General features: G+C 37.9%; 11 protein-coding genes. 6 read left to right on the top strand and 5 right to left on the bottom strand.

The window, feature by feature from the left end; genetic code table 11:
* Positions 1-43: 43 nt before the first annotated feature.
* The 5 genes from H560_RS23305 to H560_RS0108060 all read right to left on the bottom strand — a co-directional run bounded on the left by H560_RS23305 (position 44) and on the right by H560_RS0108060 (position 7,454).
* Positions 44-550: a hypothetical protein gene (locus H560_RS23305; RefSeq protein WP_228372444.1), complete on the bottom strand. Its 507-nt coding sequence runs from the start codon at positions 548-550 to the stop codon at positions 44-46.
* Positions 490-1,458 carry a pectate lyase family protein gene (locus H560_RS21305; RefSeq protein ID WP_228372443.1) on the bottom strand — a complete coding sequence of 323 codons (969 nt, stop codon included), beginning with the start codon at positions 1,456-1,458 and terminating at the stop codon, positions 490-492. The genes H560_RS23305 and H560_RS21305 overlap by 61 nt, the downstream gene beginning before the upstream one ends.
* 41 nt (positions 1,459-1,499) lie before the next feature.
* Positions 1,500-2,522, bottom strand: a complete 1,023-nt coding sequence (locus H560_RS0108070; RefSeq protein WP_027379571.1) for a pectinesterase family protein — start codon at positions 2,520-2,522, stop codon at positions 1,500-1,502.
* An 83-nt stretch (positions 2,523-2,605) separates the two neighbouring features.
* Positions 2,606-4,429 carry a RagB/SusD family nutrient uptake outer membrane protein gene (locus tag H560_RS0108065; protein ID WP_027379570.1) on the bottom strand — a complete coding sequence of 608 codons (1,824 nt, stop codon included), beginning with the start codon at positions 4,427-4,429 and terminating at the stop codon, positions 2,606-2,608.
* 10 nt (positions 4,430-4,439) lie between these two features.
* Positions 4,440-7,454 carry a SusC/RagA family TonB-linked outer membrane protein gene (locus H560_RS0108060; protein ID WP_027379569.1) on the bottom strand — a complete coding sequence of 1,005 codons (3,015 nt, stop codon included), beginning with the start codon at positions 7,452-7,454 and terminating at the stop codon, positions 4,440-4,442.
* A gap of 879 nt (positions 7,455-8,333) precedes the next feature.
* On the opposite strand from H560_RS0108060, the gene kduI reads away from it, so the two are divergent.
* The 6 genes from kduI (at position 8,334) to H560_RS0108025 (ending at position 15,240) form a co-directional block, all read left to right on the top strand.
* Positions 8,334-9,170: a 5-dehydro-4-deoxy-D-glucuronate isomerase gene (gene kduI, locus H560_RS0108050; protein WP_027379568.1), complete on the top strand. Its 837-nt coding sequence runs from the start codon at positions 8,334-8,336 to the stop codon at positions 9,168-9,170.
* 8 nt (positions 9,171-9,178) lie between these two features.
* Positions 9,179-9,961, top strand: a complete 783-nt coding sequence (locus tag H560_RS0108045) for a gluconate 5-dehydrogenase (RefSeq protein WP_027379567.1) — start codon at positions 9,179-9,181, stop codon at positions 9,959-9,961.
* A gap of 18 nt (positions 9,962-9,979) precedes the next feature.
* On the top strand, positions 9,980-11,377 hold the full coding sequence (gene uxaC, locus H560_RS0108040; RefSeq protein ID WP_027379566.1) for a glucuronate isomerase: 1,398 nt from the start codon (positions 9,980-9,982) through the stop codon (positions 11,375-11,377).
* 303 nt (positions 11,378-11,680) lie between these two features.
* Positions 11,681-12,688, top strand: coding sequence for a sugar kinase (locus H560_RS0108035; RefSeq protein WP_027379565.1), 1,008 nt, complete (start codon positions 11,681-11,683; stop codon positions 12,686-12,688).
* A gap of 201 nt (positions 12,689-12,889) precedes the next feature.
* Complete coding sequence (locus H560_RS0108030) at positions 12,890-13,549, top strand: beta/alpha barrel domain-containing protein (protein ID WP_027379564.1); 660 nt, start codon at positions 12,890-12,892, stop codon at positions 13,547-13,549.
* 164 nt (positions 13,550-13,713) lie between these two features.
* Positions 13,714-15,240 (top strand): MFS transporter, encoded by a 1,527-nt coding sequence (locus H560_RS0108025; protein WP_027379563.1) that lies wholly within the window; start codon positions 13,714-13,716, stop codon positions 15,238-15,240.
* Positions 15,241-15,365: the final 125 nt, after the last annotated feature.

The raw sequence follows: 15,365 nt of genomic DNA, 5'->3' as shown, positions 1-15,365 counted from the left end.
ATTTTTCATTTAATAGCCGAATTTTAACAAAGAGTTTTCATGGTTATTGGTTTTGTTTTTCGGTTATTCCTTTTACAATGTCATTAAAATAGACTTCTATATTATCGTAATTTTTATCTAAATCTCTTCCGTTTGCGTTTGCCTTTTTCGGATTTAATTTATTTTTAATTTCCCATTCATCGGGCATTCCGTCGTTATCAGAATCGGGGAGGGGTATCCCTGTTTTTAAACTTGGAAATCCGCCAACATCATTTTGTGAATCAATAATTCCGTTGGTGCTGCCTTTTGAACCTTTGTAAGTGAAGTTTCCGCTTTTTACATCTTTCAATATATGTACATCAACTGCATCCCGCACCAGGCTTGCTCCGCCGATCTGCAGGATCTTTTCATATGCCTCTTTTGCAGTATGCGTTTTTACATTATTTTGAATATCATGCGGCTGACTAATTTTTATGGCATTTTTATCCCTGTCTATAAGATTGTAAGATTTCATCTGCTCAAAAACGCCTTCTGTCCAATTGTCTTTTGTGACTTCCGGGCTTCCTTCCATAACATTTCCGGTGATGTAATATTTTCCCCAGATGTTATAAACTTCCGTTTCTGGTTTTTTGTTTTTATCAATAGCGGCAATCCGTTTTTTGTGATGGTTGCAGGTCCGGGTTTGTAATAATTATTCACGATGTTTACATTCATTCCTTCACCTCCGTAAATACTGTTGTGCCCCCAATTGTAGATAACATTATTTCTGAAATCCGTTAGGTCTGTGAGCGCAAATTTGCTTCCTGCATATTCTCCCAAACGAGGATTCCTGCTATCGTTGTGAGCATACATGTTGTGATGAAATGAGGCAAATTTTCCACCTGCAATTCCTCCGTAGCCATGTTCACCTTTTTCGTGTGCGGAATTTCTGAGGCTTTCAGCAATCATGCACCACTGAAGGGTGGTATTTTCATTGACATAAATGGAAACCGTCTCATCTGTAGACCAGCTCATCGAACAATGGTCAACTATCAGATTTTTGATAAATCTTGCACCTAAAGCATCCCCCTGGAATTTTTTCCGGTCACCCATGCGGAATCTCATATAGCGGATAACCACATTATCTGCAGCTACAAAAGTTTCGTAGTTTGCAATGGTAATTCCATCTCCTGGAGCGGTCTGTCCGGCAATTGTCACGTTTCCTTCCTTTATTTTTAATGGAGATTCCAGATAAATGGTTCCACCGGTTTTAAAGACAATATATCTCGGGCCTTTCTGGCTTAATGCATATCTCAAAGTTCCTTCCGAACCGTCATCCGCAAGCTTTGTCACAAAATATACTTTTCCACCACGCCCGCCTGTTGTGTATCTTCCAAAGCCTTCTGCGCCGGGAAAGCTTACCACATTCTGAGCTTCAGCAAAAAATGAAATGCCGCATAAAATGCCTGTCGTCAGTATTTTGGTGAAGTGTTTTTTCATGACTGAAAATTCTTTTGCGGTCTTAGTGATTTGATTAAAATTTATTTTAAACTTTTACTTGCGTTCCAGTTATCTTTTCCTTTGAGAATATTGTTTATTGTGTATTTTTTTCTTTCTTCTTTTGTTAATTGATGCGACCATAAAACCCTTTTAGAACTATTGGCTCCTGCACCTTTTGAATTGGATTCTGCATAGAAAGTGGTTTTTTCCGCATCGGGTTTGTTCCAATTATGCCAGCCTTCCGGTTTTATGGTCGAATTAATCTCGCAATCTATATAAACAGTTTTTGCAAAAGGCCTCCATGGTCTTCCTAAATAGACTGAATTTTCCTTTGCATTTCCAATGATTTTAGATTGAATAAAAACAAATCCGAATTCATTTTCCTGTGGAGTAGAGGCGGCTGTAACATAGCTTGCCGTTTCTTTGGAGTAAATCGTGCAATGTTCAAAAACGGCAGTTCCGGCTCCGAAAATATAATCGGTGGTACCTTCAATGTAGCAGTTTTTGAAGTAATTTCTTGAAGGTTTTGTTTTGTCCGTTAAATCCTGTGCTCCTTTTAAATATAAAGTGTCCTGATTTCCGAGGAACCTGCAGTTTTCAAATGCAATTCTGTCGCCGGAAGTCAAAACAGCAACGGCTTGTCCTACTTTTCCTGAGCTGTTTTCAAATGAAATATTTTTCGCGGTAAAATCATTTGAATAAATAAAAATCGTGGAAGAGCCCGTTGTTCCGATATCTTTTCCTTCCGAATTCTTTTTTGAAGCAAAATCATCATAAGTAATAATTGTATTCAAAGGATCTTCTCCTTCCATGAAAATGGATCCTTTGTTCTCCGGAACGGTAATTTTTTCTTTATAAACTCCGGCTTTAATAAAAATTTTTGTTCTTACGGAAGAACCGTCTTCAGCTGCATCAATAGCCTGTTGTACTGTGGTAAAATTTCCTTTTCCGTCTTTTGAAACCACGAATATTTTATCGCTGGCTTTAAAAGAAAGAAGGCTGAGCACTACTATCGAAAAGATGAAAGAAAAACTTAAATTTTTAAGGAAAGTGGAAGTTTTCATTAAATATTTTTTGAGTTAAAATACAGACTGTCTCTTTTGAGGGAGAAAGCCTGTATTTCTGATATGAATGTGAAACTTTTTATCTAATAACCGTAATCTTGTGTAAGAGCCGGATTGTTTTGAATAAATTCAAAATAAATAGGTAATAATTCTCTTTTATTAGGTTCAAAATACTGTGCATACCCTGCAGATGGATCATTTACATAGGTAGGCAATATGCCTGATCTCCAGGCAATTTTCTTATAACCTGCCGGAATTGTAGCCGATTGCGTTGGTAAATAAAACACTTCAGATTTATCTGTTCCTATTGTATAAACGTCTATCGCACTTATGTTTTGCTGAGCCGTTTTTGTAGGGTCATACACTGACGGTTTGTAGTAAATATCGGAAGGAACATTGGCATAAGCGCCTACACCATTGATAAAATCCGTAAGCTTCTGCTTTGTTTCCGCGATTTTTGATGCGATAAGGTTCCATCTGATCAGGTCATATTTTCTGATGCCTTCAGACCCAAGCTCAAGCATTCTTTCCTTAACGATATAATTAAAGAACCCTACTTTATCGGTAGGTATTGTTCCCATCTGTGCTAAATTCCCTGCATACGCTCTGCTTCTTACAGCTCTTACTGCATTGATGGCTGCCTGCGAAGGTCCTCCGTGAAGCTCATTATCTGCTTCCGAAAACATCAGCATTACATCAGAAAGCCTTAATAAAGGCCAGTCAACGGCAAGGGTTTGAGAAGGTCCTGTAATACTGGTCCAGGATTTTCTGTATTTAGAGTCTGTCCATACGTTGGAAGCTACCAATTCTGCCTGATTGGAATTATTAACTTTAAAAATACCAACATTCATGTCTCTTCTAACGTCATATTTAGTAAATTCATAGAAATAGACAGGTAAGGCATTGATACCGCCGCCGCCTTTCCAGTTGGAGTTGTCATCATGCTTTAGACCGTTGTAATATCCTATTTTTGAATCTGTTCTGGTTCCTCCTCCGAAAGCTCCTACTGCAAAGATCACTTCGTTTGTAGCATCCTGGGAGTTTGTATGTAAAGCCTTGAAAACGTTTTCATAGCTGGGATTCAGAGCGTGCTCGCCGGTATGATTCATGATGTCCAGACATTCATCGTAAGCAATCTGATAATACTTTGCTGGATTAGATCCCTGCGCCATTACCTGAGGGCTTCTTCTTAAGGACCATCCGGCTCTTGCCAAAGCGATTCTTGCTCTAAGGCCCTTTACTGCGCCTTTAGAAATCCTGTTGCTCGTAGTACCTCCTTCTGATCTCCACGGAACTAAAGCTGAAGCTTTTGCCAGATCTTCAATAATCTGTTCGTAGATTACATCGCGATCGGTTTTAGGCTGATTCTGTTCTGCAACATCGGAAGCAGGAACAAGGTAGAATGGAATATCACCCCAGTTTCTGATCAGCTCATAATAATATTGTGCTCTCAGCGTAAGCGCTTCTCCCAAATATCTGTCCATTAATTTTTTATCATCTGCGGTTCCGTTCTGGTAAACAGGGGATAAAGGAATGTTTTTGATTACAAGATTTGCCCTTTCAATTCCTGTATATAATTTAGCAAAAGGATTGTTTAATTCTGTATTGGTAGGGCATGCTCCAAAAGTTGCCACACCTCTTCTGTCATTACAGTTATAGCTTCCCGAAGTTCTGAAATCGTCTCCGGATTGAGGGATAATTAAAGATAATCGCTGTCCGTACCCGTCATCACCACCAAGCTGGGAATAAACACCCACTAAGGCTGAAAACGTATCTGCCGTACTGTCAAACTGCTGAGTTTCGGAAATGCTGGAAAGGTTTTCCGGATTCAGAAAATCGCTGCAGGAAGTAAAAAAAAGTGCTCCTGCCAGACATGTTAAAATAAGTATTGATTTGTTCTTTTTCATGTTTAATTTTTTAGAAAGTGATATCTACTCCTGTTACAAAGAATCTGCTTCTTGGGTAAGCTGCATAGTCTACACCCGGAGTCAGAGGATTTCTTCTGGTACTTGCTTCAGGATCATAACCTGAGTAACCGGTAATTACAAAAAGGTTGTTTACCGTTGCATATAATCTGAAGTTTTTCACGCTGATCATTTCTAGAGAGCCTTTAGGAAGGGTATATCCTATGGTAACGTTGTTTAATCTTAAGAAAGATCCGTCTTCAATTCCGTAAGAATGAAGAATATACTGGCCTGTAGGCGGTGTCCACATGGTTGTATTGGCATTCAGTGCAGCTAAAGCTGTGGGATCATTTACTTTCACCCCGTTACTGTCAAACCACCTCCATCGGTCTGCCACTTCTGCGGCCATGTTATTGTCTCTGTAAAGATATTGAGTTGTATTTTCTATTTTATTGGCATTGTATACTTTGTTTCCGACTGAGAAATTGAAGAACAGGCTCATGTCAAAATTTCTGTATCTGAAAGTCTGGTTAAAACCTCCGTAGAATTTCGGCTGAGCGCTTCCAAGCTCTTTTCTGTCGGCATCAGTGATCTGTCCGTCACCGTTTAGATCGCTTAGCTTAAGATCTCCCGGCTGTACGGCTTTAGCACCCAAGGCAATGGCGCTGCTGCTTGGTACACCTGCTTTTAAAGTATATACCTGGGTGGTAGGATTATAATCAAAATCTGATATTTCGTATCTGCCTTCGGTTACATATCCGTAATAAGTTCCTACCGGGCTTCCTACTTTAGCGATAAAGTCGAAACCTCCGATTCCTCCGGACTGTACAAGGTAAGAATCTACTCCTTCACGTACGCTGCTTCCAAGGCTTAAGATTGTATTTCTGTTCGTGGAAATGTTGGCATCCATTTTCCAGCTGAAGTTTTCTTTGTTTACAATGATACCTCCCATGGTAAATTCCAGACCTTTGTTTCTTGTTTTACCTGAGTTTTGAAACTGGTTCGAATATCCGGGAAACGGAACTTTAGCCAAAACTAAAAGATCTTTGGTATCTGTAATATATCCGTCTGCACTACCATACAGCCTGCCGTTGAAAAATTCGAAGTCAATCCCTGCATTTTTTGAAATGGTGGCTTCCCATTTTACATTAGGATTGGCCTGTGTGGTTGAGATTGCGGCTCCCGGTGTCACGGAAGTTCCGAAAACATAGCCGTTATTGGCATGAACATTATAAAAATTTGCCCAAAGATATGATGTGATTCTGTTGTTTCCTGAAAGACCATAACCTACACGAAGCTTTAATTCATCAAGCCAGTTCACTTCCTTCAGGAATTTTTCTTCTTTAAGTTTCCATGCCAGTGATGCGGCAGGGAAGTATCCCCATTGGTTTCCTTTCATGAAAACATTGGATCCGTCGGCTCTTACTGAGGCTGTAACAATATATTTATTAGCAAAAATATAGTTTACCCTTCCGAAGAATGATGCTAAACGATCCGGAGCCATCACAGCTGTTCTGGCTGCATCCTGAATCAATCCGGCCGGTGGAGTAGCAGCACCGATGTTGGCAAATGCTTCTTCGGGAAGAATAGATTTCGGGAACCATTTTACATACGTGTTGCTGGATTCCCCGTCTGTCTGCACAATTTCCTGACCTAATAAAACATCAAGCTTGTGCTGACCGAATTTTTTAGTATAATTTAAAGTATTGGTATTGGTAATTCTCCTGGTTTGAGACCTGTCCAGCTGCACAATCGGCATATCGGCATTAGCTCTTGCCTGGGAAGTTACCGTTCCCCAAAACTGGTTGGTAGAGATGTCTCTCTGTACATATCCTACAACACTTCGGAATGTAAGGTCTTTTGTAATGTTATAATTGATGTAGGCATTTAATAACAGGTCGTTGATTCTGTGATCTCTTACCTCATTATCATTTAAAATAAGAGGGTTAACAAGATTGGTATTTGTAGCGTAGCTAGGGTCAAACTCATCAATCGGAACATTGGAGCCGCCCTCAAAAGGCTGATATCTTACCGAATTTCTTAATCTGTTATTACTTTGTGATCCTGAGCTTGAAGTTCCCACACCGGTTGTTAAAGAACGTCCGTATCTTGCATTTACCCCGAATTTAAGCTTCTTGCTGATGTCATAATCATACTTAAAGTTGGCCATGCTTCTTTTAAAGCCGGAGCCAAGCATAATTCCGTCTTCATCCACATGATTTAAAGTAAAAGCAAAAGCAGACTTATCAGAACCTCCGTTCACCGAAAGATTGTGTGTAAAGTTGAACGCTTCCTGACCGAAAAGCTCGTCCTGCCAGTCTCTTTTCTGAATGGTTTTATACTTGTCCAGTTCCTGAAATGTGCTTCCGTATCTTTGATCAAAAGCATCGATATCAGTTTGTATACCATTCTTTTTATATAATTCGTACTGGTACATTACAAATTCATAAGGGTCGAGTACAGGAAGTGTATTCATGATTTTTCTTACTCCTGTAAAACCGTTATAATTAATGGTTGTAACTGCTTTTTTTCTTCCGCTTTTGGTGGTAATCAAAACAACACCATTCGCTCCACGTGAACCGTAAATTGATGTAGAAGAGGCATCTTTCAAAACCTCGATAGATTCAATTTCCTTTGGCGAAAGAATGGTCAATGCGTTGTCCATCTGTATTCCGTCTACGATGTAGAGTGGGGCGTTGCTTCCTGTAATGGAGGTCCCGCCTCGTATGGTGATATCTACATCACCGCCGGGCTTTCCCTCGCTAGACAGAACCTGTACTCCTGCAAGCCTTCCCTGGATGGCTTCTGCTGCAGAGTTTACCGGCATATCCTTTAGTGCTTCTCCTTTTACAGATGATACAGCGTTGGTAACATCCTTTTTAGAAACCTTATTGTAACCTACCAACACAACCTCGTCGATATTGGTTTCTTTATCCTTTTTTGTTTCTGTTTCTTGAGCCATTGCAAGGACAGGAAGAAGAAAGACAGTTAAATATAACCACTTTATTGATTGTACTCTTTTATCCATTTTTGTATCCTTATAGTTTTAATTTTTGGTTGAAAGTTTTTTCAATCTTTGTTTTTGTGTGGATTTTTAAGTATTCTACTGCTTTTTTTAGTGGTCCAATTTTCAAAAAAATTTTACGCATTTTAAAGTGCAATCGATTGCGTAAGTTTTCATAAAAAATATATTGGCTTCTAAACTAATATTATTTTCCAATATGCAAAGAAAAAAATGTTATTTTTTCATTAATTAGACTGTTTGAGTTATTAATTTGCTAAAAATTTTGAGATTTGCATATAATATAATTTGTTGATAATCAATTTTTTATTTTAAATAAAATAAATAGAATCAAATATTAAAAAATTGTGATATTTTTTGTAATTCAGTCGTTAAAAAATTAAAATTTTCTTAAAATTGCTATGATTTTGACCGGAAAAAATCCCTGAATTGATGCTTAAGATTAAATTATTTGTCCTTTTCCTGATTTTTGTCAGCTTTTTCAATTAATATTTTCAATCATATTTTCTACTTTACAATGATTGAACTTAATATCTATAATATATAGAGTGATACTTGGTTATTCTTGTTGAATTGATATCCTAAGTTTTACTATTTTGTTTGGCATGATTTTATATTTTTAAATAGGCTGAGTATTAATTTTGGTTAATATTTTGTACCTTTTTATTCTTAAAATCGCCTATTTTATACCTGAAATTTGGAATTTATTTATTTGTTTTTCAGTAATTTATAAATTAAAATTAATTTTTTGTTAACTAATTGAAGAATAATTATATATTTAACCCATAAGTATTTCTACAAAATTTTGGTGTAATTTTATGCAATCGATTACGCAATGTTTAACAGGTTTTGATAAAACCGCAAAAAGAAAAAAGTAAAAGAAGTATGTCACAATCAGAATTTCGTTACGCCCATCATCCCGAAGATGTAAAAAAGTATACCACTGAAGATCTTAGGAGGGAGTTTCTAATCAATGATTTATTTAATGAAGATAAGATAAAATTAGTCTACTCTATGTACGACAGGCTTATTGTAGGAGGAATTATGCCTTCTACACAGGCTTTGAAGCTGGAACCTACAGACGATCTGAAAGCTCAGCATTTCCTAGACAGGAGAGAGTTGGGAATGATCAACGTCGGAGGTGCCGGAAGAGTAACGGTAGACGGTGAAGTATATGAGCTCGGGAACAAAGAAGCTTTATACATCGGTAAAGGTGCTAAGGAAGTAATTTTTGAAAAATCGGGTGTTGCACAACCTTATTTTTACATCAACTCTGCTCCGGCGCATCACACTTATCCAACTAAGAAAATCACGAAAAACGAAGCCGAAATCGTAGAATTAGGTGAAGAGAAATATGCAAACAAGCGTACTATCAACAAGCTAATTGTAAATTCTGTATTGGAAACATGCCAGCTTCAGATGGGAATGACGGAACTTCATCCGGGAAGTGTCTGGAATACAATGCCGGCGCACACCCACACCAGAAGAATGGAAGCGTATTTCTATTTTGATCTGGAAGAAGGACAGACGGTAAGTCATTTCATGGGACAACCACACGAAACACGTCATATTTTTATGACGAACAGACAGGCGGTATTATCTCCGGAATGGTCTATCCACTCAGGAGTTGGAACTTCTAATTATACTTTTATCTGGGGAATGGCCGGGGAAAATATGGACTACGGCGATATGGACGGAATCAAAACTAACGAACTAAAGTAATTTTTCTAATGAATTTATTTGATTTATCCGGCAAAGTAGCCGTTGTTACAGGCGGTACTCACGGATTAGGAATGGCAATGGCAGAAGGTCTTGCCCAGGCAGGTGCTGAACTGGCAATCACAAGTACAACACCATCAAAATTAGAGGAAGCTTTAGACTATTATCACTCCAAAGCATATAAAGCAACCGGTTATCTTTTTGATGTGACAGACGAGCTGGAAGCCGCTCAGAAAGTAGCGCTTATGGAAGCTACTCATGGAAAAATAGACATCCTTGTCAACAACGCAGGAATCATTAAACGCATTCCGGCGATTGATATGGAAGTGGAAGACTTTAGAAAAGTAATTGATGTGGATCTTACAGGACCTTTTATCATGTCGAAATTAGTTGGAAAATACATGATCAAAAGAAAATCCGGAAAGATCATCAACATCTGCTCGATGATGAGTGAGCTTGGCCGAGATAATGTAGTGGCATACGCTTCTGCAAAAGGCGGCTTGAAAATGCTTACCAAAAATCTGGCGACGGAATGGGCAAAACACAATATTCAGGTGAACGGAATCGGTCCCGGATATTTTGCAACTTCCCAGACAGAGCCAATCCGGGTGGATGGACATCCTTTTAACGATTTTATTATTAGTAGAACCCCGGAAGGAAGATGGGGAAACCCCGAAGACCTTGCTGGAACGGCTATTTTCCTTGCTTCGGATGCAAGCAGGTTCATCAACGGACAGATTATTTACGTGGATGGAGGAATTTTGGCGACGATCGGGAAACCGGCTAATGAGTAACAACAGAATTAGATTAGAATGAAACCTTTTATTACAGATCAATTTTTATTACAAAATAAATACGCTGAAGAATTATATTTCAAATACGCAGAAAAACAACCTATTATTGATTATCACAATCATTTGATTCCCAAAGATATCGCCGAAGACACAGTTTTCGAAAATATCTCAAAAGTTTGGATTGCCGGTGACCATTACAAATGGAGAGCCATGCGTACCTTGGGCGTGAACGAGAAATTCATCACGGGAGATGCTTCAGATAAAGAAAAATTTGAGGCTTGGGCAAAAACTGTTCCTTATACATTGAGAAATCCTCTGTATCATTGGACACATTTAGAATTGAAAAGATACTTCGGAATTGATGAATTGTTAAACGAAAGCAATGCATCAGAAATTTACGAAAACATCACCGCTCAGCTTCAGACGCCTGAAAAATCGACAAGAGGTTTATTAAAAATGATGAATGTAGAATCTCTGTGCACCACGGAAGATCCTACAGATCTATTGAATTATCACCAAGATTTAGCGAAAAGCGATTTCTCTATTAAAGTAAGCACCGCTTTCCGTCCTGATAAAGCAATTTTAATTGAAAACCACAATTTTGCAGATTACATTTCAAAATTAGGCGAATCTGCCGGAATTGAGATTAATTCTTACCAGACATTATGCGATGCTTTAATTAAAAGAATTGAATATTTCCACGAAAATGGATGCAGATTGTGCGACCACGGATTGAACAATATTTCTTTCGAAGAATTTACAGAAGCGGAAGTAAACACGATTTTCAATGATAAACTATCAGGAAAAGTGATTGCTGAAAAGCAGGTAAATCAATTCAAAACAGCCATTTTATTGTTCTTAGGCGAGGCTTACCACAAATATGGTTGGGTTCAGCAGTTTCATTTGGGAGCTTTGAGAAATAATAACGAAAGAATGCACAGAATTTTAGGTCCGGATACGGGCTGGGATTCTATCGGTGATTTTGTTCAGGCTGAAACTTTGTCTAAATTGTTAAATGCTTTAGACGGAAAAGATAAATTAACAAAGACCATTTTATATAATTTAAATCCAGCCGACAATGAGATTTTCGCTACAATGATTGGGAATTTCAATGACGGAAGCATCAAAGGAAAAGTACAGTTCGGCTCCGGATGGTGGTTCCTTGACCAGAAAGACGGAATGATCAAGCAGATGAATGCCCTTTCAAACATGGGATTGATCAGCTGTTTCGTTGGAATGCTGACGGATTCCAGAAGTTTCCTTTCTTACCCGAGACACGAATATTTCAGAAGAGTATTGTGTAATCTTTTCGGTGAAGAAATGAAAAATGGTGAATTACCTGATGATATTGAGCATATTGGAAAAATAATTTCTGATATTTGTTATCATAATGCTAAAAATTATTTTGATTTTTAAATTTGGAATCAAATAAATATAATTGACACAATTTTAAACCATTAAGTAGAATTAAGAAGTTAAGTTTTAATTAAGTAAAATCAAATTGATTTTAAAAGCTTAAGGCAAAGCCCAACTTAACTTTTCTAAACTCCTTAAATAAATCTTAATGGTTAAAAAATAAATATCTGTAATAAACAGTCTTTGAGATCTTAGCTAAGTGAAACGCCTTTGCGAACTTAAAAATATGAATTAAGTTTAAAAAAGAGAATCTTTTCGCTCTTTGCGTTTAAAACAGATATACATAAGAACATTTGTAAAAAAATGAGCAACAAAATAGTCACTTTCGGTGAAATTATCATGCGACTTTCGCCACCCGGAAACAGAACCATGAAGCAAAGCCACGAAATGGAATTCTTTTTTGGTGGAACAGAGCTTAATGTAGCATCTTCATTAGCAACAATGGGTTGTGACGTAAGACATATCAGCTGTGTTTCTGATGATTTTGTGGGTGAATCGGCGGTTTCTTTCATTAAAAGTTTTGGGATTGACACAGCTTTTATTAGTAAAAATGAACATCCTTTGGGATTATATTTTTTGGAGGTAGGTTCATCAGTTCGTGCCAGCAGAATTGCTTACAACAGATTAAACGGTTCTTTTGCAAACATTCAGCCCGAAAATATAGATTGGAAAAAAGCCCTTGAAGGCTGCAAATATTTTCACTGGACAGGTATCAGCCCGGGAATATCAAAAACGGCTTATGAAGCTTTGAAGCAAGGTTTACAAACAGCCCGTGAACTGGGAATTGAAGTTACCACTGATCCCGCTTACCGCTCAAACCTTTGGAAATACGGTAAAAACGGAAACGAAGTGTTGAAAGAATTGGTTTCTTTATCAACGATTTTCATCGGTGGAGTAAATGAAATAAATGAGGTTCTGGGAAAGCAGTTTTCATCAGATAAAGAAGGTTTTATCGAAGCCTGTGATGAATTGAAAAAACAATGCCCTTCCATTCATAAGATTTTCGACAAAATAAGAATCGGCGTTACGGCAAGTTCTCAGCAGACACAGGGAAGAGCTTTGATCGATGGAAATTATTTTGAAACGGAACTTTTGGAAGTGAATCATGTAGTCGACAGAATCGGGACAGGTGATGCTTTTGCAGCAGGTTTAATTTATGGTTTAATCAATTTCGATGACGAAAAAGCCCTGAATTTTGCCAATGCAGCCTGCGCCATAAAACACACCATTTTAGGTGATATCAATTACAGCAGCGCAGAAGATATTTTGGAAGTGATGAATGGAGATTCAGGCGGAAGGATCAAAAGGTAGGTGGCGATTAGCTTTTAGCACATTGCTTAGAATCAAAATTAAAACCTTTGTGGTCTTATTTAAGTGAAACGCCTTTGCGAACTTAAAAATATGCATGAAGTTTTAAAAGAAAATCTTTGCGCACTTTGCGTTAAAAAAATACAGCATACTAAAGGATGGATTTAATCCTATCAAAGATTATTTTAACAAATAATTAAAAAAATGACAAAAATTCAAACAGTTACAAATGCCATTATCAAGCAGGGAGTTTTACCTCTGTATTATAATGCTGATGAAACGGTAACTATAGAAATATTGAGATCACTCTACCAAGCAGGAATCCGTGCGGTAGAATATACAAGCCGGGGCGAATCAGCGTTGAGAAATTTTACTAAAATGGTTGAAGTTCGCAATGCAGAAATGCCGGAAATGCTTTTGGGGATCGGGACAATAAAAAATGTGCAGCAAGCTGAAGAATACTACAGAGCGGGTGCAGATTTTTTTATCAGTCCGGGTTTTGTAAAGGAAGTGGCGGAATTTTTAATTCCAAAAGATATATTGTACAGTCCGGGTTGTATGACTCCCACGGAAATTATTGAAGCTGAAAATTCCGGGGTAACTTTCGTTAAATTATTTCCCGGAAACGCTTTAGGAACCGGATTTATGAGTGCGATTAAAGATGTATTCCCAAATCTGAAATTTATGCCGACCGGTGGAGTAGATACTACGAAAGAAAGCATTGAAAGCTGGTTCAAAGCCGGAGTTTCTGCGGTGGGAATGGGAAGCAAACTGGTAAGCAAAGAATTGATGCTTGCTAAAGACTATGCAACGATAGAAAACGAAACAAAAAATGTACTGGAAATTATCCAAACTTTAAAATAATAATGATTAAATAAACTAAAACATTTTGTGGTCTTAGTTAAGTGAAACGCCTTTGCGAACTTAAAAATATACATTAAGTTTTAAAATAAATCTTCGCGGACTTTGCGTTTAAAAAAAATCATTATTAAAAAATATTCAAAAACTAACTAATTCTAAAAACTAATATGAGTTCAGTTAAATCTAAACCAACGAATTTCAGATGGACAATCTGCGTTTTGCTGTTCATTGCAACAACGATCAATTATCTGGACCGTCAGGTTTTATCATTAACGTGGAAAGATTTTATTGCTCCGGAATTCCACTGGAACAATAACGATTACGGAAATATTACGGCTTTATTTTCCATATTTTATGCAGTAGGAATGCTTTTCGCCGGAAAGTTTGTAGATTGGATGGATACCAAAAAAGGATTCCTTTGGGCTATCGGAATTTGGTCTGTCGGTGCGGTTTTACATGCATTTTGCGGAATTGCAACCTCGGGAATTCTTACCGGAAACTGGTTAGCAGGTTTTCATGGATCTAAAGAATTGATTTCTACAGTTTCCAATACCTCTGCGATCATCAGTACGAGTGTTACACTGTTCATTTTTGCACGTTTCGTATTGGCCATCGGTGAAGCAGGAAATTTCCCGGCAGCAATCAAAACTACCGCAGAATATTTCCCTAAAAAAGACAGGGCATTTTCTACAAGTATATGGAATGCGGGGGCCACGGTTGGAGCTTTAGCAGCTCCTATTACAATTCCTTTCATCGCGAAATCAATGGGCTGGGAATGGGCATTTATTATTATCGGTGCATTAGGATTTGTCTGGATGGGACTTTGGGTATTTTATTACAAAAAGCCTCATTTACATCATAAAGTTAATGAACATGAGCTCACTTATATTAATCAGGATCAGGATGATGCACCTCGTGAAGACCTAACGGTTCCTGAGAAAAAATTCACGTTCAGAGAGTGTTTCAGCTATAGACAGACCTGGGCTTTTGCCTTTGGAAAATTCATGACGGACGGTGTTTGGTGGTTCTTTTTATTCTGGACACCGGCATATTTAAGTTCTGTGTACGGAATGGATTCCACACAAAGTGCATTCCCGTTATTTGTTTTGTATATGATTACGTTATTCTCCATTATCGGAGGGTGGCTTCCCAAATATTTTGTGGAAAAGAAAGGAATGAACGCTTATACCGGGAGAATGAAAGCTATGCTTATTTTCGCATTTTTCCCTCTACTGGCTCTTTTAGCGCAGCCTTTAGGTTCTGTAACCTATTGGATTCCCGTATTGATTATCGGGGTTGCGGGAGCAGCGCACCAGGCCTGGTCAGCAAATATCTTCTCCACTGTAGGGGATATGTTTCCTAAAAAAGCCATTGCAACCATTACAGGAATTGGCGGAATGGCAGGCGGAATAGGTTCATTTTTAATCAATAAATCGTCTGGGTTGCTATTTGACCACGCTCATAAAGCCTGGTCAACCGTTAACGGGGTTCCATTGTTGGAAAAATATCCTCAGTATATCAACGAACGTTTGCCGGAAGGGTTTTTTGAGCAATTAGAAAAGTCCGGAGCAGTAGTTGTAGACGGAATTGATAAAGGATACATGATCATTTTTTCCATCTGTGCGGTTGCTTATCTGATCGCATGGGTTGTAATGAAATCACTGGTTCCGAAATATAAAGTGATAAGTAAATAATTAAACAAATATATAGTCTAAACCCTTCAAGGTTTGATTAAACGAAAAATAGATCCAAAGATTTGTAGAGTGGTCTTAGCTGAGTGAAACACCTTTGCGAACGAAAAATAAACGGCATTTCAAGC

The organism is Chryseobacterium daeguense DSM 19388 (genome assembly GCF_000430825.1).
GTDB classification, from domain to species: Bacteria; Bacteroidota; Bacteroidia; order Flavobacteriales; family Weeksellaceae; genus Chryseobacterium; species Chryseobacterium daeguense.
The sequence above is the reverse complement of the archived record's forward strand: the minus strand, read 5'-3'. Positions and strand labels throughout refer to the sequence as shown.

Bases quoted from the DNA above. Each gene is read 5' to 3' on its own strand.
- H560_RS23305 (WP_228372444.1), bottom strand. From the start codon at position 550: ATGGAAGGAAGCCCGGAAGTCACAAAAGACAATTGGACAGAAGGCGTT.
- H560_RS21305 (WP_228372443.1), bottom strand. From the start codon at position 1,458: ATGAAAAAACACTTCACCAAAATACTGACGACAGGCATTTTATGCGGC.
- H560_RS0108070 (WP_027379571.1), bottom strand. From the start codon at position 2,522: ATGAAAACTTCCACTTTCCTTAAAAATTTAAGTTTTTCTTTCATCTTT.
- H560_RS0108065 (WP_027379570.1), bottom strand. From the start codon at position 4,429: ATGAAAAAGAACAAATCAATACTTATTTTAACATGTCTGGCAGGAGCA.
- H560_RS0108060 (WP_027379569.1), bottom strand. From the start codon at position 7,454: ATGGATAAAAGAGTACAATCAATAAAGTGGTTATATTTAACTGTCTTT.
- kduI (WP_027379568.1), top strand. From the start codon at position 8,334: ATGTCACAATCAGAATTTCGTTACGCCCATCATCCCGAAGATGTAAAA.
- H560_RS0108045 (WP_027379567.1), top strand. From the start codon at position 9,179: ATGAATTTATTTGATTTATCCGGCAAAGTAGCCGTTGTTACAGGCGGT.
- uxaC (WP_027379566.1), top strand. From the start codon at position 9,980: ATGAAACCTTTTATTACAGATCAATTTTTATTACAAAATAAATACGCT.
- H560_RS0108035 (WP_027379565.1), top strand. From the start codon at position 11,681: ATGAGCAACAAAATAGTCACTTTCGGTGAAATTATCATGCGACTTTCG.
- H560_RS0108030 (WP_027379564.1), top strand. From the start codon at position 12,890: ATGACAAAAATTCAAACAGTTACAAATGCCATTATCAAGCAGGGAGTT.
- H560_RS0108025 (WP_027379563.1), top strand. From the start codon at position 13,714: ATGAGTTCAGTTAAATCTAAACCAACGAATTTCAGATGGACAATCTGC.